The 18,214-nt window shown below is 64.8% G+C and carries 14 protein-coding genes and 1 tRNA gene; all 15 read right to left on the reverse strand.

Features of this window, described 5'->3' with window-relative positions; genetic code table 11:
- Positions 1-143: 143 nt before the first annotated feature.
- Positions 144-2,219, reverse strand: a complete 2,076-nt coding sequence (gene fusA / locus MWN34_RS19295; RefSeq protein WP_247030949.1) for an elongation factor G — start codon at positions 2,217-2,219, stop codon at positions 144-146.
- 27 nt (positions 2,220-2,246) lie between these two features.
- Positions 2,247-2,717, reverse strand: a complete 471-nt coding sequence (gene rpsG / locus MWN34_RS19300) for a 30S ribosomal protein S7 (RefSeq protein WP_247030950.1) — start codon at positions 2,715-2,717, stop codon at positions 2,247-2,249.
- 11 nt (positions 2,718-2,728) lie between these two features.
- Positions 2,729-3,100, reverse strand: coding sequence for a 30S ribosomal protein S12 (gene rpsL, locus MWN34_RS19305; RefSeq protein ID WP_018390597.1), 372 nt, complete (start codon positions 3,098-3,100; stop codon positions 2,729-2,731).
- Between the two features lie 759 nt (positions 3,101-3,859).
- Positions 3,860-8,044: a DNA-directed RNA polymerase subunit beta' gene (gene rpoC / locus MWN34_RS19310; RefSeq protein WP_247030951.1), complete on the reverse strand. Its 4,185-nt coding sequence runs from the start codon at positions 8,042-8,044 to the stop codon at positions 3,860-3,862.
- A gap of 130 nt (positions 8,045-8,174) precedes the next feature.
- The gene (rpoB, locus tag MWN34_RS19315) at positions 8,175-12,305 is read right to left on the reverse strand and encodes a DNA-directed RNA polymerase subunit beta (RefSeq protein ID WP_247030952.1); all 4,131 of its coding nucleotides are present in this window, start codon (positions 12,303-12,305) and stop codon (positions 8,175-8,177) included.
- Between the two features lie 287 nt (positions 12,306-12,592).
- Positions 12,593-12,973, reverse strand: coding sequence for a 50S ribosomal protein L7/L12 (rplL, locus tag MWN34_RS19320; RefSeq protein WP_247030953.1), 381 nt, complete (start codon positions 12,971-12,973; stop codon positions 12,593-12,595).
- Positions 12,974-13,023: 50 nt separating this feature from the next.
- Complete coding sequence (gene rplJ, locus MWN34_RS19325) at positions 13,024-13,542, reverse strand: 50S ribosomal protein L10 (RefSeq protein WP_247030960.1); 519 nt, start codon at positions 13,540-13,542, stop codon at positions 13,024-13,026.
- 568 nt (positions 13,543-14,110) lie between these two features.
- Positions 14,111-14,812, reverse strand: coding sequence for a 50S ribosomal protein L1 (rplA, locus tag MWN34_RS19330; protein WP_247030954.1), 702 nt, complete (start codon positions 14,810-14,812; stop codon positions 14,111-14,113).
- On the reverse strand, positions 14,812-15,261 hold the full coding sequence (gene rplK / locus MWN34_RS19335) for a 50S ribosomal protein L11 (protein WP_247030955.1): 450 nt from the start codon (positions 15,259-15,261) through the stop codon (positions 14,812-14,814). The genes rplA and rplK overlap by 1 nt, the downstream gene beginning before the upstream one ends.
- Positions 15,262-15,542: 281 nt before the next feature.
- Positions 15,543-15,965, reverse strand: coding sequence for a ribbon-helix-helix domain-containing protein (locus tag MWN34_RS19340; RefSeq protein ID WP_247030956.1), 423 nt, complete (start codon positions 15,963-15,965; stop codon positions 15,543-15,545).
- A gap of 70 nt (positions 15,966-16,035) precedes the next feature.
- Entirely contained in the window at positions 16,036-16,638 is a 603-nt protein-coding gene (locus MWN34_RS19345) for a DJ-1/PfpI family protein (RefSeq protein WP_247030957.1), read from the reverse strand.
- Between the two features lie 167 nt (positions 16,639-16,805).
- Complete coding sequence (gene nusG, locus MWN34_RS19350) at positions 16,806-17,336, reverse strand: transcription termination/antitermination protein NusG (protein WP_247030958.1); 531 nt, start codon at positions 17,334-17,336, stop codon at positions 16,806-16,808.
- A gap of 10 nt (positions 17,337-17,346) precedes the next feature.
- A complete protein-coding gene (gene secE / locus MWN34_RS19355) occupies positions 17,347-17,544 on the reverse strand; it encodes a preprotein translocase subunit SecE (protein WP_247030959.1) in 198 nt (65 codons plus the stop codon).
- A gap of 288 nt (positions 17,545-17,832) precedes the next feature.
- Positions 17,833-17,909, reverse strand: a tRNA-Trp gene (locus MWN34_RS19360).
- A 231-nt stretch (positions 17,910-18,140) separates the two neighbouring features.
- Positions 18,141-18,214, reverse strand: a 74-nt coding sequence (locus MWN34_RS19365) for an EF-Tu C-terminal domain-related protein (RefSeq protein WP_139285976.1), incomplete at its 5' end; no start/stop codon positions are given.

An 18,214-nucleotide genomic window follows, 5' to 3' on the forward strand; every position in this document is an offset into this window, starting at 1 on the left:
CGTCTTCCCATGGTCAACATGGCCAATCGTGCCAATGTTGCAGTGCGGCTTCGAACGGTTGAATTTCTCTTTGGCCACGGTGCTCTCCGTCGGTCAGTAGTCGAATGTTGCTTGACGTATCGCTCAGATGTTCAGGCCGACGCTCACGCGTACTTAGCCTGAACCTCCTGCGCGACGTTCGACGGCACCTGCTCGTAGTGGTCGAACTGCATGGTGAACGTTGCGCGGCCCTGCGAGAACGAGCGCAGCGTGTTGACGTAGCCGAACATGTTGGCCAGCGGCACCATCGCGTTGATGACGTTCGCGTTGCCACGCATATCCTGGCCCTGGATCTGGCCGCGGCGGGAATTGAGGTCGCCGATGACCGAGCCGGTGTAGTCTTCCGGGGTGACGACCTCGACCTTCATGATCGGCTCGAGGAGCACAGCGCCACCCTTCTGGAGGGCTTCACGGAACGCCGCGCGAGACGCGATTTCGAAGGCCAGAGCCGACGAGTCGACTTCATGGTAGGCGCCGTCGATGAGCTCGACCTTCACGTCCACCACCGGGAAGCCGGCGAGCACGCCCGAACCGAGCACGCTCTCGAGGCCCTTGTTGACGCCCGGGATGTATTCCTTGGGCACCGCGCCGCCGATGATCTTGCTCTCGAAGCTGAAGCCCTTGCCCACTTCGTTCGGCTCGACCACGAACTTCACCCGCGCGAACTGGCCGGTACCACCGGTCTGCTTCTTGTGGGTGTAGTCCACCTCGGTCTTGCGGGTGATCGTCTCGCGATACGCAACCTGCGGAGCACCGATATTGGCATCGACCTTGTAGGTGCGCTTCAGGATGTCGACCTTGATGTCGAGGTGCAGTTCACCCATCCCCTTGAGGATGGTCTGGCCGCTCTCGTGATCGGTCGACACGCGGAACGAGGGATCTTCCGCCGCCAGCTTGGCGAGGGCGAGGCCCAGCTTCTCCTGATCGGCCTTGGACTTCGGCTCGATCGCGATCTCGATGACCGGCTCGGGGAACTCCATCTTCTCCAGGATCACGGGCTTGGCCGGATCGCAGAGCGTGTCACCCGTGCGGACTTCCTTGAGGCCCGCGAGAGCGACGATGTCGCCCGCATAGGCTTCCTTGATGTCCTCGCGGTTGTTCGCATGCATGAGCAGCATGCGCCCGACGCGCTCGCGCTTGTCACGCGTGGAGTTCAACAGACCCATGCCGGTCTCGAGCTTGCCCGAGTAAATGCGGCAGAAGGTGATGGTGCCGACGAACGGGTCGTCCATGATCTTGAAGGCAAGGACGGACAGCGGCTCGGAGTCCGACGGCTTGCGATCGGTCTCTTCCTCGGTGTTGAAGTCGATGCCCTTGATCGCGCCGCGATCGATCGGGGACGGCAGGTAGTCGCAAACCGCGTCGAGGAGCGGCTGGACGCCCTTGTTCTTGAAGGCCGAACCGCAGAAGACCGGGTTGAACACGCGGCCGATGACGGCCTTGCGGATCAGCTTCTTCAGGGTCTCCTCGTCCGGCTCGACGCCTTCGAGGTAGTTGGTCAGGGCATCGTCGTCGAGCTCGACCGCCGCCTCGATCAGCTTGCCGCGATATTCGACAGCCTTCTCGGCGAGATCGGCCGGGATCTCCTCGTCGTGATACTTCGCGCCGAGCTCTTCATTGTCCCAAACGACCGCCTTCATGCGAACGAGGTCGATGATGCCCTTGAAGTTAGACTCGGAACCGATCGGCAGCTGGCAGCAGACTGGATTGCCGGCGACGCGATCCACGATCATGTCGACGCAGCGGTAGAAGTCCGCACCGATCTTGTCCATCTTGTTGACGAACACGATGCGCGGCACGTTGTACTTGTCGGCTTGGCGCCAGACGGTTTCGGTCTGGGGCTCGACGCCCTGGTTGCCGTCGAGCACGCATACCGCGCCGTCGAGCACGCGGAGCGAACGCTCCACCTCGATGGTGAAGTCGACGTGGCCGGGCGTGTCGATGATGTTCAGGCGCTTGCCATGCCAGAAAGCGGTCGTCGCGGCGGACGTGATCGTGATGCCGCGCTCCTGCTCCTGGGTCATCCAGTCCATGGTGGCAGCGCCATCATGCACTTCGCCGATCTTGTGGCTCTTGCCCGTGTAATAGAGGATCCGCTCGGTCGTGGTGGTCTTGCCAGCATCAATGTGGGCCATGATGCCGAAATTGCGGTAGTCCTCGATGGCATGCGTGCGCGACATGTCAGTTCCTCGTCCCGGCTCTCGTCATCACCAGCGGTAGTGAGAGAAGGCGCGGTTCGCCTCCGCCATACGATGGGTGTCTTCACGCTTCTTCACCGCGGTGCCGCGGTTGTTGGAAGCGTCCAGCAGCTCGCCCGACAGGCGCTCCACCATGGTCTTCTCGTTGCGGGCGCGGGCAGCAGTGATCAGCCAGCGGATCGCCAGAGCCTGGCGACGCTCCGGACGAACCTCAACCGGCACCTGGTAGGTGGCGCCGCCGACGCGGCGGGAACGCACCTCGATGGCCGGAGAGACATTGTCCAGCGCCTGGGTGAAGACGCCGAGCGGCTCGGCCTTGGCGCGACCCTCGACCAGATCGAGGGCACCATAGACGATCGCCTCGGCAACCGACTTCTTGCCGTCATACATGACGGCGTTCATGAAGCGGCTCAGGACCTCGGACCCGAACTTCGGATCGGGAGTGACTTCGCGACGCTCTGCGCGGTGACGACGGGACATCGTTCAGATCCTCACTTCGGCCGCTTCGCGCCGTACTTCGAACGGCGCTGCTTGCGGTTCTTGACGCCCTGGGTGTCGAGCACGCCACGCAGAATGTGGTAGCGCACGCCCGGAAGGTCCTTCACACGGCCGCCGCGGATCATCACCACGGAGTGCTCCTGAAGGTTATGCCCCTCACCCGGAATATAACCGATGACCTCGTAACCGTTGGTCAGACGCACCTTGGCGACCTTACGAAGAGCCGAGTTCGGCTTCTTCGGGGTCGTGGTGTAAACGCGGGTGCAAACACCACGCTTCTGCGGGCTGGCCTGCAGCGCCGGAACCTTGTTCCGGGCCTTCTGGGCTTCCCGCGGCTTGCGGATCAGCTGGTTGATCGTCGGCACTTCGTCTCGCCTTCGTCTCTGGTGCAGCAGGGCTGAGCCTGCGCAAACCTGTTTTCCGCGGCCGCAACCGCATCCCCTCTCGCCGTCATCGGAACTTCGGGCCGAACCCGTATGACGAAAGACCGAGAGCAATGCCTGCGAACGAAAGAAGCGCCGCCGGCCTGAACCCGGCCGAGGGCGCTGCACATTCAGAGGATCACGCCCCGGAACACGGAGTTCCGAACATCGCGATCTTGCGCCTGCAATGGGTCTTGCGTAGTTCCGGCACCGTTTCAGCGTTCTGGGTCCTGGCTAGGCGCCTGGACACATCAACGTTGACTGCGTGCCGCGAAAGTCCGGGCCTTCTACGCGGCTCCCCTTGCGGAGTCAACCCCTGTAACGGTTCCAGCCGAAAATAGGGGACGAGGCGCGGCTATCCGGGCCGGCCATGCGGTCGAGGTACCAATATCAGTGGCCAAAAGCGCATTTCAGATACTGGCGGGTGCCGCAAACGGAACCTGCGCCTGACTTTTCCCGGAAGACGCGCGATTCGATAACAGCTCGGGCGCGGGGAGGGAAGATTCGCCCCGCCGATTCCCCCGTCATTTTGCCGGCAATGTGAACGATTCGTCTCTCTCCGCCTCGCGCGGGAGAGCCGAATCGCGTTCGCCATGCGCCGCGTGCCCGGGAGCTCCGCTTCCAGCTCGCGCAAAAGAAAAGGGCCGCCCTTTCGGACAGCCCTTCCCTGTTCTCCGAGCGGCGGGCCGAACCCGCCTGCCCTCACTCCGCCGCGGCGGGGCCTTCGATGGCCGGGACCGAACCGGCCACTTCCTGCTCCTGCGCGAGGATCAGGTCGTCGCGGGTCGTCGCGGTCACGCGCAGCTTCGCCATCTGGGCGCCGGTGCCCGCCGGGATAAGCCGGCCGACAATGACGTTCTCCTTGAGGCCGCCGAGGTCGTCGGCCTTGCCGTTGACCGCAGCTTCCGTGAGCACCCGGGTGGTCTCCTGGAAGGAGGCCGCCGAGATGAAGGAACGTGTCTGCAGGCTCGCCTTGGTGATGCCGAGCAGAACCGGATGGCCGCTTGCGGGCTTCTTGCCCTCCGCGATCAGCTTCTCGTTGATCTCGTCGAGTTCGGAGACGTCGACCTGCTCATTGGTGAGCAGCTCGCTGTCGCCGGCCTCGTCGATCTCGACCTTCTGCAGCATCTGGCGAACGATCACCTCGATGTGCTTGTCGTTGATGAGCACGCCCTGGAGCCGATAGACCTCCTGGATCTCGTTCACCAGATAGGCGGCGAGTTCCTCGACGCCCTTGACGGCCAGGATGTCGTGCGGCGCCGGGTTGCCGTCGACGATGAAGTCGCCCTTCTCGACGAGGTCGCCATCCTGCAGGTGGATGTGCTTGCCCTTCGGGATCAGGTACTCGACCTGGTCGTCGTTGGAATCCTGCGGCTCGATCGTGATGCGGCGCTTGTTCTTGTAGTCCTTGCCGAAGCGGATGGTGCCGGCGATCTCGGCGATGATCGCCGCATCCTTCGGCCGCCGCGCCTCGAACAGCTCCGCCACCCGCGGCAGACCGCCGGTGATGTCGCGGGTCTTGGCGCTTTCCATCGGCACACGGGCAAGAGCGTCGCCTGCCTTGGTCGTTGAACCCGGATCGACCGAAAGAATGGCCTCCACCGGAAGCGCATAGCGGGCTTCGCCGCCACGGGCGAGCTTCGCCGGCTTGCCGTCCGGCCCGCGGACGACGATCGCCGGACGCAGCTCGGCGCCGCGACCCGTCCGCCAGTCGGTGACGACGCGCTTGGCGATGCCGGTCGATTCGTCGACCGACTCGTTCATGGACGCGCCCTCGACCAGATCCTCGAAGCCGACAGTGCCGTCGACCTCGGTGAGGATCGGGCGGGTATAGGGGTCCCACTCCGCGATGCGCTGGCCGCGCTTGATGGTGTCGCCCTCATCCACCTTCAGCTTGGCGCCGAACTGGATGCGGTGCACCGCGCGCTCCGACCCGTCGTGATCGACGATCACCACGGAGAGGTTGCGGCTCATCGCGACGAGATCGCCATCCGAGTTCCGCGCCACGTTGCGGTTGCGGATGCGGACGGTGCCCTCGAAGCTCGACTCCATGAAGGACGAGTCCGCCAGGGTCGCCGCGCCGCCGATGTGGAAGGTGCGCATGGTGAGCTGGGTACCCGGCTCGCCGATCGACTGCGCGGCGATGACGCCGACAGCCTCGCCCATGTTCACCGGCGTGCCACGCGCCAGATCGCGGCCGTAGCAGGTGCCGCAGACGCCGTTCTTGGCCTCGCAGGTCAGCACCGAGCGGATCTTGATCTCCTGGATGCCGGACTTCGAGATGCGCTCGACGTCGGCTTCCTCGATCATCCGCCCAACCGGCACGATGACGTTGCCCGTCGCCGGCTCGATGATGTCCTCCGCCGCGGTACGGCCGAGAACACGCGAGCCGAGCGAGGCCACGATCTGGCCGGCATCGACGATCGCCCGCATCTTGATGCCGTTGGTGCTGCCGCAATCAACGGTGGTGATGATGCTGTCCTGCGCCACGTCGACGAGACGACGGGTGAGGTAACCCGAATTCGCGGTCTTCAAGGCAGTGTCGGCGAGGCCCTTGCGGGCGCCGTGCGTGGAGTTGAAGTACTCCAGAACCGACAGGCCTTCCTTGAAGTTCGAGATGATCGGGCTCTCGATGATCTCGCCCGAGGGCTTGGCCATCAGGCCGCGCATGGCGGCAAGCTGGCGCATCTGCGCCGGCGAACCGCGCGCCCCCGAGTGGGACATCATGTAGATCGAGTTGATCTGCTTGGTACGCCCGGTCTCCGGATCCTTACGGACCGCGGAAATCTCGCGCATCATCTCCTCGGCGATGCGATCGGTGCACTTGCCCCACGCATCGACGACCTTGTTGTACTTCTCGCCCTGGGTGATCAGGCCGTCATTGTACTGCTGCTCGTACTCCTTGGTCAGGGTACGGGTCTCTTCCACCAGCTCCCACTTCTTCGCCGGCACGACCATGTCGTCCTTGCCGAAGGAGATGCCCGCGCGGAACGCGTTGGAGAAGCCGAGCGTCATGATGCGATCGCAGAAGATGACCGTCTCCTTCTGACCGCAATGGCGGTAGACGGTATCGATCATGTTCGAGATCTCCTTCTTCGTCATCAGCTTGTTGACGACGTCGAAGGGGGTCTTAGCGGTCTTCGGCAGCAATTCGCCGAGCTTCATGCGGCCGGGCGTAGTCTCGTAGATCTTCGAGACGGTGTTACCCTCCTCGTCGACCCCGATGTAACGGCCCTTCACCTTGGTGTGCAGGGTGATGACCTTGGCGGCGAGCGCGTGGTCGATCTCACCCATATTGGCGAACGCCATGCCCTCGCCGGGCTCACCGTCGCGCATCATGGTGAGATAATAGAGGCCCAGCACGATGTCCTGCGAGGGCACGATGATGGGCGCACCGTTCGCCGGGTGCAGGATGTTGTTGGTCGACATCATCAGGACGCGCGCTTCGAGCTGCGCCTCGATGGACAGCGGCACGTGCACCGCCATCTGGTCGCCGTCGAAGTCCGCGTTGAAGGCCGAGCAGACCAGCGGATGAAGCTGGATTGCCTTGCCTTCGATCAGGGTCGGCTCGAAGGCCTGGATGCCGAGACGGTGCAGCGTCGGCGCACGGTTCAGCATCACCGGGTGTTCGCGGATCACCTCGTCGAGAATGTCCCACACCTCGGGACGCTCCTTCTCGACCAGCTTCTTCGCCTGCTTCACGGTCGCGGACAGGCCCTTCGCGTCGAGGCGCGAATAGATGAAGGGCTTGAACAGCTCCAGCGCCATCTTCTTCGGCAGGCCGCACTGGTGCAGCTTCAGCTCGGGACCGACCACGATCACCGAACGGCCGGAATAGTCGACGCGCTTACCGAGCAGGTTCTGGCGGAACCGGCCCTGCTTGCCCTTCAGCATGTCGGCGAGCGACTTCAGCGGGCGCTTGTTGGCACCCGTGATGACGCGGCCGCGGCGGCCGTTGTCGAACAGCGCATCGACCGCCTCCTGAAGCATGCGCTTCTCGTTGCGGATGATGATGTCCGGCGCTTTCAGCTCGATCAGCCGCTTCAGGCGGTTGTTGCGGTTGATGACGCGGCGGTACAGATCGTTCAGGTCGGAGGTCGCGAAGCGGCCGCCGTCCAGCGGCACCAGCGGACGCAGGTCCGGCGGGATGACCGGGACGTGGGTCAGGATCATCCATTCCGGCTTGTTGCCGGACTGCTGGAAGGCCTCCACGATCTTCAGGCGCTTGGCGAGCTTCTTCGGCTTCAGCTCGGTGGTCGCCTCGGCGATCTCCTTGCGCAGGTTCGCCGCGATCTGCTCCAGATCCATGGCGCGCAGGATCTCGCGGATCGCCTCGGCGCCGATCAGCGCAGTGAAGCTGTCTTCGCCATACTCTTCCTGCGCACGCAGATAGTCCTCCTCCGAAAGAAGCTGACGCTCCTTCAGCGGGGTGAGGCCCGGCTCGATGACGCAGTAATATTCGAAGTAAAGAATGCGCTCGAGGTCCTTGAGCGTCATATCGAGCAGCAGGCCGATGCGGCTCGGGAGCGACTTCAGGAACCAGATATGCGCGACCGGGGCGGCCAGCTCGATGTGGCCCATGCGCTCGCGGCGCACGCGCGAGAGGGTGACCTCGACGCCGCACTTCTCGCAGATGATGCCCTTGTACTTCATGCGCTTGTACTTGCCGCACAAGCACTCGTAGTCCTTGATCGGCCCGAAGATGCGCGCGCAGAACAGGCCGTCACGCTCCGGCTTGAAGGTCCGGTAGTTGATCGTCTCGGGCTTCTTGATCTCGCCGAAGGACCAGGACTGGATCTTCTCCGGGCTCGCGATCGAGATCTTGATCTGATCGAACGTAGGCGCCGGAGCCGCCGGATTGAAGAGATTCATCACCTCTTGATTCATCGCCGTCTCCTTCGGCTCGGACACCGGACCCGCCGCCACGGGCCGGCATCACTGGAAAAAGTCACACTCAGGCAATCGGTAAGGTGCGGATGCCTCTCGCGGGGCATCCGCACCTTTCGGTGATGGTGGATCACTCGGCCGCCGGCAGGCTCTCGCCCGCGCCGGGCACTGCGGTCCGGGTCTTGGAGTTCATCAGCTCGACGTTCAGGCCCAGCGAGCGCATTTCCTTCACGAGCACGTTGAAGCTCTCGGGAATACCGGCCTCGAAGCTGTCGTCGCCGCGCACGATGGCCTCGTAGACCTTCGTGCGGCCGGCCACGTCGTCCGACTTCACGGTGAGCATCTCCTGCAGCGTATAGGCCGCGCCATACGCCTCGAGCGCCCACACCTCCATTTCGCCGAAGCGCTGGCCACCGAACTGCGCCTTGCCGCCCAGCGGCTGCTGGGTCACGAGCGAGTACGGGCCGATCGAACGGGCATGGATCTTGTCGTCGACCAGGTGGTGGAGCTTCAGCATGTAGATGTAGCCCACCGTGACCTTGCGGTCGAACTGCTCGCCGGTCCGGCCGTCGAACAGGTTCGACTGCGCCGACTTGTCGAGCCCGGCCATCTCCAGGAAGTGCTCGATGTCCGCCTCATGGGCGCCGTCGAACACCGGCGTGGCGATGGGAACGCCACGACGGAGATTGGTGCCGAGTTCGACGAGACCGTCCTCGTCCAGCGAGGCGACGGTCTCGTCGCGGCCGTAGATCTTGCCGAAGGCGTCCTTCAGCGGCGCAATTTCATGCGTCGCCTTGTACGCCTCGATCGCCCGGTCGATGACCTTGCCGAGACCGGCGCAGGCCCAGCCGAGATGGGTTTCGAGGATCTGCCCGACATTCATGCGCGAGGGCACGCCGAGCGGGTTGAGCACCATGTCGACCGGGGTGCCGTCCTCAAGGAACGGCATGTCCTCGACCGGGACGATGCGCGAGACCACGCCCTTGTTGCCGTGCCGGCCGGCCATCTTGTCGCCCGGCTGGATCTTGCGCTTCACCGCGATGAAGACCTTGACCATCTTCATCACGCCGGGCGGAAGTTCGTCGCCGCGCTGCAGCTTCTCGACCTTGTCGAGGAAGCGCTGTTCGAGGCGCTTCTTGGACTCGTCGTACTGGTTGCGCATGGCTTCCAGCTCGCTCATGAGCTGGTCGTCGGCCACGGCGAACTGCCACCACTGGCTGCGCGGATATTCCGCCAGCACGGAGCGGGTGATCGCCGTCTCCTTCTTGAAGCCCTTCGGGCCGGCGGCGCCGACCTTGCCGTCGAGCATCTCGGCCAGACGGCCGAAGACGTTGCGGTCGAGGATCGCCTGCTCGTCGTCGCGGTCCTTGGCGAGCCGCTCGATTTCCTCGCGCTCGATCGCCTGGGCGCGCTCGTCCTTGTCGACGCCGTGCCGGTTGAACACCCGCACCTCGACGATGGTGCCGGTAACGCCCGGGGGCACGCGCAGCGAGGTGTCGCGCACGTCGGCCGCCTTCTCGCCGAAGATGGCGCGCAGCAGCTTCTCCTCCGGCGTCATCGGGCTTTCGCCCTTCGGCGTGATCTTGCCGACGAGGATGTCACCCGCCTGCACTTCCGCGCCGATATAGACGATGCCGGCTTCGTCGAGGTTCTTCAGCGCCTCTTCCGACACGTTCGGAATGTCGCGCGTGATTTCCTCCGGCCCGAGCTTGGTGTCGCGGGCCATCACCTCGAATTCCTCGATGTGGATCGAGGTGAAGATATCGCCCTTCGAGATGTTTTCGGAGAGGAGGATGGAGTCCTCGAAATTGTAGCCGTTCCACGGCATGAACGCGACGAGGATGTTCCGGCCGAGCGCGAGGTCACCGAGGTCGGTCGAGGGACCGTCCGCGATGATGTCGCCCTTCTTCACCCGGTCGCCCACCTGGACCAGCGGGCGCTGGTTGATGCAGGTCGACTGGTTGGAGCGCTGGAACTTCTGCAGCCGGTAGATATCGACGCCCGACTTCGAAGCGTCGTTGTCTTCCGTCGCGCGGATGACGATACGGGTCGCATCCACCTGGTCGATGATGCCGGTGCGGCGGGCCGCGATGGCCGCGCCCGAGTCACGCGCCACCACCGATTCCATGCCGGTGCCCACGAAGGGGGCGTCGGCGCGGACCAGCGGCACCGCCTGGCGCTGCATGTTGGAGCCCATCAGCGCGCGGTTGGCGTCGTCGTTCTCGAGGAACGGGATCAGCGCCGCGGCGACCGAGACGAGTTGCTTGGGCGACACGTCCATGAAGTCGACGCGGTCCGGCGTCACCAGCAGCACGTCGCCGGCATGGCGGCATACAACCAGGTCCTCGGTGAAGCGACCCTGGTCGTCGAGCGGGATGTTGGCCTGCGCGACGTAGTACTTCCCCTCCTCCATGGCGGAGAGATAGACCACCTCGTCCTGCACCTGACTGTCGCGCACGCGGCGATAGGGCGCCTCGATGAAGCCGTACTTGTTCACGCGGGCGAAGGTCGCCAGCGAGTTGATGAGGCCGATGTTCGGGCCTTCCGGCGTCTCGATCGGGCAGATGCGGCCGTAATGCGTCGGGTGCACGTCGCGCACCTCGAAGCCGGCACGCTCGCGGGTCAGACCGCCCGGGCCCAGCGCCGAGAGACGACGCTTGTGCGTGATCTCGGAGAGCGGGTTGGTCTGGTCCATGAACTGCGAGAGCTGCGAGGAGCCGAAGAACTCGCGCACCGCGGCCGCCACCGGCTTCGCGTTGATGAGGTCCTGCGGCATCACGGTGTCGATGTCGACGGACGACATGCGCTCCTTGATGGCGCGCTCCATGCGCAGCAGGCCGACGCGGTACTGGTTCTCCATCAACTCGCCGACCGAGCGCACGCGCCGGTTGCCGAGATGGTCGATATCGTCGATCTCGCCCTTGCCGTCGCGCAGCTCCACCAGCGTCTTGATGACCGCGAGGATGTCCTCGCGACGCAGCACGCGCACAGTGTCCTCGGCGTCGAGGTCGAGACGCATGTTCATCTTCACGCGGCCGACCGCGGAGAGGTCGTAGCGCTCGGAATCGAAGAACAGCGAGTGGAACATCGCCTGCGCCGAGTCGAGGGTCGGCGGCTCGCCCGGACGCATCACGCGATAGATGTCGAACAGCGCGTCCTCGCGCGTCATGTTCTTGTCGATCGCCAGCGTGTTGCGGATATAGGCTCCGACATTGACGTGGTCGATGTCGAGCAGCGGCACCTCGTCATAGCCGGTGTCGGCGAGAAGCTTCAGCATCTTCTCGGTGATCTCGTCACCGGCCTCGACATAGATCTCGCCCGTGGTCGGGTTGACGAGGTCCTCGGCAATGTACTGGCCGACCATCTCGTCGTCGCCGATGCGCAGGGCCTTGAGGCCCTTCTCGGCGAGCTGGCGCGCCTGGCGGACGGTCACCTTCTTGCCGGCCTCGATCACGATCTCGCCGGTGTCGGCGTCGACCAGGTCGATCACGGCCTTGTAGCCCTTCATCCGCTTGGGATCGAACGGCATGCGCCAGCCGTCCTTCGTGCGGGTGAAGGTGATGGTGTCGTAGAAGGTGTTGAGGATCTCCTCGCCGTCGAGACCGAGGGCGTAGAGCAGGCTCGTCACCGGGATCTTGCGGCGGCGGTCGATGCGCGCATAGACGATGTCCTTGGCGTCGAACTCGATGTCGAGCCAGGAACCGCGATAGGGAATGATGCGCGCGGCGAAAAGCAGCTTGCCGGAGGAGTGCGTCTTGCCCTTGTCGTGGTCGAAGAACACGCCGGGCGAGCGGTGCATCTGGGACACGATGACGCGCTCGGTGCCGTTCACGATGAACGTACCGTTCGAGGTCATCAGCGGGATGTCGCCCATATAGACGTCCTGCTCCTTGATGTCCTTGACGGACTTGGAGCCGGTGTCGGGATCGACATCGAACACGATGAGGCGCAGCGTCACCTTCAGCGGCGCGGCGAAGGTCATGCCGCGCTGCCGGCACTCATCGACGTCGTACTTCGGCAGCTCGAATTCGTAGCGCACGAATTCGAGCATCGCGGCACCCGCGAAATCCGAGATCGGGAAAACCGATTTGAAAACCGCCTGAATGCCGTCGTCCGCGCGTCCGCCCGTCGGCTCCTGGATCTGCAGGAACTGGTCATAGGATGCCTTCTGAACCTCGATGAGGTTCGGCATCTCGGCCACTTCCTGGATCTTGCCGAAGAACTTGCGGACCCGCTTACGACCGGTGAACGTCTGCGCCATGTCGCTCCTCGCTCCGTCCGAGTATCCGTCCGCGTGCCCACGATCCGCCGCTGGATCCTGGGACCGCACCGAGAACCGATCCGCCACCCGCTCCCGATACCCCGAAGGATGTCGGTGGGCGGCGCTCCGGCCTTTTGACGGCTCGCCGGGCGACCGCACCGGATGATCCGGTCGCCGGGAGAGCCGTCAGCCCTCCTGATAGGCACGTCTCGCGGTCACCGTGAACCGCACCCGCCTTGCGGCGAGGTTGGGGCTGCCGGCGGACCGGCAGCCCCGAAACCGTCAGCTCACTTAAGCTCGACCTTGGCGCCAGCCTTCTCGATCTGGGCCTTGATCTTCTCTGCTTCTTCCTTGGTCACGCCTTCCTTGACGGGCTTCGGAGCGCCTTCGACGAGGTCCTTGGCTTCCTTGAGGCCCAGGCCGGTGATGGCGCGGACTTCCTTGATGACCTCGATCTTCTTGTCGCCGGCCGCGGCCAGGACAACGGTGAACTCGGTCTGCTCTTCGGCAGCCGGAGCGGCGGCGCCGGCAGCGCCCGGGGCAGCAGCCACAGCCACGGCGGCGGCGGCGGAGACGCCCCACTTCTCCTCGAGGAGCTTCGCGAGCTCGGCGGCCTCGAGAACGGTCAGGTTGGAAAGCTCGTCGACGAGCTTCGACAGATCAGCCATTTTATCTAAGTCCTTGGATTTCGGTTCGAACCAGATTTAACCGGGAAGCCTCACGCGGCTTCGTTCTCTCGGGCGTAGGCCCCGAACACGCGGGCGAGCTTGGCTGCCGGCGCGGTGCTGAGCTGGGCGATCTTCGTGGCCGGGGCCTGGATGAGGCCGACCAGCTTCGCACGCAGTTCATCGAGGGACGGCATGGTGGCCAGGGCCTTCACACCATCCACATTCAGGGCCTGCTTGCCGAACGCGCCGCCAAGGATCACGAACTTGTCGTTGGCCTTGGCAAACTCGACGGCAACCTTCGGGGCCGCGACAGGATCGCTCGAATAAGCGATGATGGTCGGCCCCTTCAGCAGGGAACCGACATGCGCGACGTCCGAACCTTCGAGAGCGATCTTCGCGAGGCGGTTCTTGGCCACCTTCACGGTCGCGCCGCTCGCCTTCATCTGCTGACGCAGCTTGGACATCTGAGCGACGGTGAGACCGGAATAGTGGGCCACGACGACGACCGGCGTGCTCTTGAACACGTCGGCGAGCGTCGTGACGAGCTCTTCTTTTTGAGCGCGATCCACTTTGCTTGCTCTCCGGTGGCGAAGGGAAACCCCTCCGCCGGTTAGCGCCTTGCCGCCCTGCCCGAAGGCTGGACGGCGGGTGAAAATCCTGTCCCCCTGGATCCGAAACGAGATCCGGCCAAGGCGCTGGTTCGAGCCGAAATTCAAGTCCGCCTCACGGCGGGCCATGCACTGCGGTCGTACCCGTCTATGCAGGCCCCGGAGCGGGATTAGGCGTTGCACCTACGAAGAGGCGCGCGGCACCTGCAGTCTCGGACAGGATGTGGAGCTCTTTCCATTTCCCGGCCGAAGCCGCGAAACGACGCGAAAGAACCCCTACGCGTCGAGCACGTCCTTGCGGAACATGCTCTAGGCCGGCAGGGCGAACCCTACCGGCCCCCTCGCCCGGGTCAGCGGGCGAAAGTCTGAATGTCGTAGCGTGCCCCGACGAGTCGGAGCGAATTGCTGCGTATAGACGTTTTCATGGAGCTTGTCAGCCCCTAGATAGCATCGGAGGCTTGACAATTCCAGAGGCCTGCGTTCACGCCGCCGCGACCCGCCCATCCGGGCCGGTCGCGGCCGCATGTCGTCAGACGGCGGTCAGCACCGAAGAGGTGTCGACCTTCACGCCCGGACCCATGGTCGAGGACAGCGCGATGCGCTGCACATAGGTGCCCTTGGCGCCGGTCGGCTTGGCGCGAACGACCGCGTCGGCGAAGGCGCGGATGTTCTCGGCCAGCTTGTCGGCCGGGAACGAGGCCTTGCCCACGCCGGCGTGGATGATGCCGGCCTTCTCGACGCGGAACTCCACGGCGCCGCCCTTGGCGGCTTCCACGGCACCCTTCACGTCCATCGTCACGGTGCCGACCTTGGGGTTCGGCATCAGGCCGCGCGGGCCGAGCACCTTACCGAGGCGGCCGACGAGCGGCATCATGTCCGGGGTCGCGATGCAGCGGTCGAACTCGATGGTACCGCCCTGGACGGTCTCGAGCAGGTCCTCGGCACCCACGATGTCGGCACCGGCGGCCTTGGCCTCGTCAGCCTTGGCGCCGCGGGCGAACACCGCCACGCGCACGGTACGGCCGGAGCCGTTCGGCAGTTGGCAGACGCCACGGACCATCTGGTCGGCGTGACGGGGATCGACGCCGAGATTGATCGCGACCTCGATGGTCTCGTCGAACTTGGCGGTGGCACGGTCCTTCACCAGCCCGATCGCGTCGTCGAGGCCATAGAGCTTCAGGGTGTCGATACCGTCGCGGGTGGCGCGAACGCGCTTTGCAATCTTAGACATCAGCCCACCACCTCAAGGCCCATGGAACGGGCGGAGCCCTCGATCATGCGGACGGCCGCCTCGACGGTGTCGCAGTTCAGGTCCTTCATCTTCGTCTGGGCGATCTCGCGCATCTGCGCCTGCGAGACCTTGCCGACGAAGCCGCCCTTGCCGGGCGTCTTGGAACCGGCGCCGGGCTTCTTCTTCGTCGCGAGGCCGGCGGCCTTCTTGAGGAAGTAGGAGACCGGAGGGGTCTTCAGCTCGAAGGTGAAGGAACGGTCCTGATACGCGGTGATCAGGACGGGGATCGGCATGCCCTTTTCCATCTGGGCGGTCTGGGCGTTGAACGCCTTGCAGAACTCCATGATGTTCAGGCCGCGCTGGCCGAGCGCGGGACCGATCGGCGGGGCGGGGTTCGCCGAGCCGGCCGGCACCTGCAGCTTCACATAGCCGGTGATCTTCTTCGCCATGAAAGGCTCCTCTTGCGCCGGGGACTGCCAAGGCCACCAGCACACATCACGCCGTCACGCCCTTGCACGGGCGCGGGCGACGTGGTTTCGGGTCGCGGTACGGCGCGAGTGTTCCGGCTGGCGAACCGGCACGCCTCCCGCGATGCGGGACACGGAAAGGCGGACGACGCCCCTGACGGGAGGACCGCATTTCGTGTGGAACGGGCGCATACACCAGAATCGCCGCAGGGGGAAGCCCTCACACGGCATTGCGTGACGCGGGAATGACAGCCATGCGCCGGTCAGGAAGCTGTCGCGCCGGCCTCCGCCATATGAGGGTCACCCCGGCCTTTCGCCACCCTGCCCTCTTGCCCGGAGCGCGAGCGCGCCGCCTCGCGGGCGAGGATCGCCTCGGCATCCAGCGCCGCGATCGGCGTGCCGAGGTCGCGCGGCACCTCGCCGGCCAGTTGCAGCGCGAGATAGCGCCCGCAGCACACGCGCAGAAAAGACGCGAAGTTCTCGACCTCGCCATGGGCGAAGGTCAGCTCCTCATGGAGCTTCGCCAGCAGCTGGCTCAGCGTGAGCCCGTCGCGCCCCGCCAGTTCCTCCAGCACCCGCCAATAGAATTCCTCCAGCCGCACGCTGGTGGAAAAGCCATGGAGCCGCACCGATTTCAGCCGCGTCTGCCACAGCCGCGCATCGGCCTCGATGAAGAGCTTGCACATGGCGCGCACCTCTGCCGTCCCGGCATGGAAAGACGGCCATCCTAGGCCGCCTTTCCAGCGGACGAAAGCGTCACGCCGCCCGGCGCTGGGTGGCGTGGCTGATCGTGGTGCCGAGCACCGCGAGGAACTGCCCGATCCACGCCGGATGCGCCGGCCAGGCGGGCGCGCTGACGAGGTTGCCGTCGGTCACCGCGGCGTCGATCGCGATGTCGGCATAGGTGCCGCCGGCAAGCTCGACCTCGGCCCGGCAGGCGGGATAGGCCGAGCAGGTGCGCCCTTCCAGAACCCGCGCCCCGGCGAGGAGCTGAGCGCCGTGGCAGATGGCGGCGACCGGCTTGTTCGCCGCGAAGAAGTGGCGGACGATCTCCACCACCCGTGCGTTGAGCCGCAGATACTCCGGCGCCCGGCCGCCGGGAATCACAAGTGCGTCGTAGCGGGCGGGGTCGATGTCGGCGAAGCTCGCATTGAGCGCGAAATTGTGCCCGCGCTTTTCCGAATAGGTCTGGGCGCCCTCGAAATCATGGATCGCGGTGGCGACCGCGTCGCCCGCCCGCTTGTCCGGGCAGACCGCATGGACCGTGTGGCCGACCGCGAGCAGCGCCTGGAACGGCACCATCACCTCGTAGTCCTCAACATAGTCGCCGACGATCATCAGGATGCGCTGGCCAGCCATTGATATCCTCCCCTGTGCCGTTGCAACGGCCTGCTGTTGTAGTGGCGGGAGAAGGATAGGACGGCGCGCGCAGGCGCGGGTGTTAACCCGTTAACGCCCGCAAAACGCGAAAGGCGCGACCGGAGCCACGCCTTTCGAAACACAAGGGGTGCACGTCTCGCGAAGAGTCAGGTCTTCTCGACCTGGCCGAATTCCAGCTCCACCGGAGTGGCGCGACCGAAGATGGAGACCGCGACCTTGAGGCGGGAGCGGGCTTCGTCCACTTCCTCGACAATACCGTTGAACGAGGCGAAGGGGCCGTCGGAGACCTTCACGGTCTCGCCCACCTCGAAGGAGATGGAGGGCTTCGGCCGCTCGATGCCTTCCTGCACCTGCTGCAGGATACGCATGGCCTCGCTCTCGGCGATCGGCATCGGCTTGTTGTCGGCGCCGAGGAAGCCGGTGACCTTCGGGGTGTTCTTGATGAGGTGGAAGGCTTCGTCGGTCAGGTCCATCTTCACCAGCACATAGCCGGGGAAGAACTTGCGCTCGGCGTCGACCTTGCGACCACGGCGCACCTCGACGACCTTCTCGGTGGGAACGAGAACCTGTTCGAACAGATCGGTCAGGCCACGCTGGCCGGCCTGCTCCTTGATCGAATCCGCGACCTTCTTTTCGAAGTTCGAGTAGGCGTGGACGATGTACCAACGCTTCGCCATGTCGCTACCCTCACCGGCCGATCTGAAGGAGCTGGCCGACGCCGAAGCTCAGGATCTGGTCGGCGACCAGAAAGAAGATGGAGGCGACGATCACCATGACGAAGACCATCGCCGTCGTGATCAGGGTCTCGCGACGGGTCGGCCAGGTCACTTTCCGCGCTTCGGTGCGGACCTGTTGAAAGAACTCGACCGGATTCGTCTTCGCCATGTTCGTCTCGAAACGCCCAATAGCGCGGGAAGCCCCCACGCTTTCCTGTCATCCCGGAGCATGTCGTGCAAAAGGAAGGCTTTTGCAATCCGACGAGGCTCCGGCCCAAATGAAAATAGAGCACTTTCCCGTCGATACGGAGATTCCGCCCGACGGGAAGGGGCTCCCAAGGCCGCGCGGCGTATAGCCTGCCTGATCCGCCACGTCAAAGGCTGCGAGGGAAGAAGCCGGCCTGCGGAGAAAAATGGCTTGCGCCGTCCCGCCGCTCAAGCCGCCCGAAGGCGGGAGTGGCAGGAGTGGAGGGACTCGAACCCCCAACCCCCGGTTTTGGAGACCGGTGCTCTAACCAGTTGAGCTACACTCCTACGGCCCGCGAAGCAGGCCGGCACTCTCTAGTGTTCCCTCGCGCCGATGTAAAGAGCCGCGAACAGCACCGACCGCCCTCCTCCACAGCATCCCCGGCGGGACGCGGGGAAGACCGTGACGGCGATTCGTCACGAATCGCGCCGCAGGGGCCTGGCCAAACAAAAAGGAGCGCCTGCAAGGCGCTCCTTCGATTGTTTCAGAGCCGATGTGAAGGCCGTAGGCCTTCGCGATCACTCGATGATGGAGGCGACGACGCCTGCACCGACGGTGCGGCCGCCTTCGCGGATGGCGAAGCGCAGCTTCT

Origin of the sequence: Ancylobacter crimeensis, assembly GCF_023016805.1 — a bacterium.
Classification (GTDB): Bacteria; Pseudomonadota; Alphaproteobacteria; order Rhizobiales; family Xanthobacteraceae; genus Ancylobacter; species Ancylobacter crimeensis.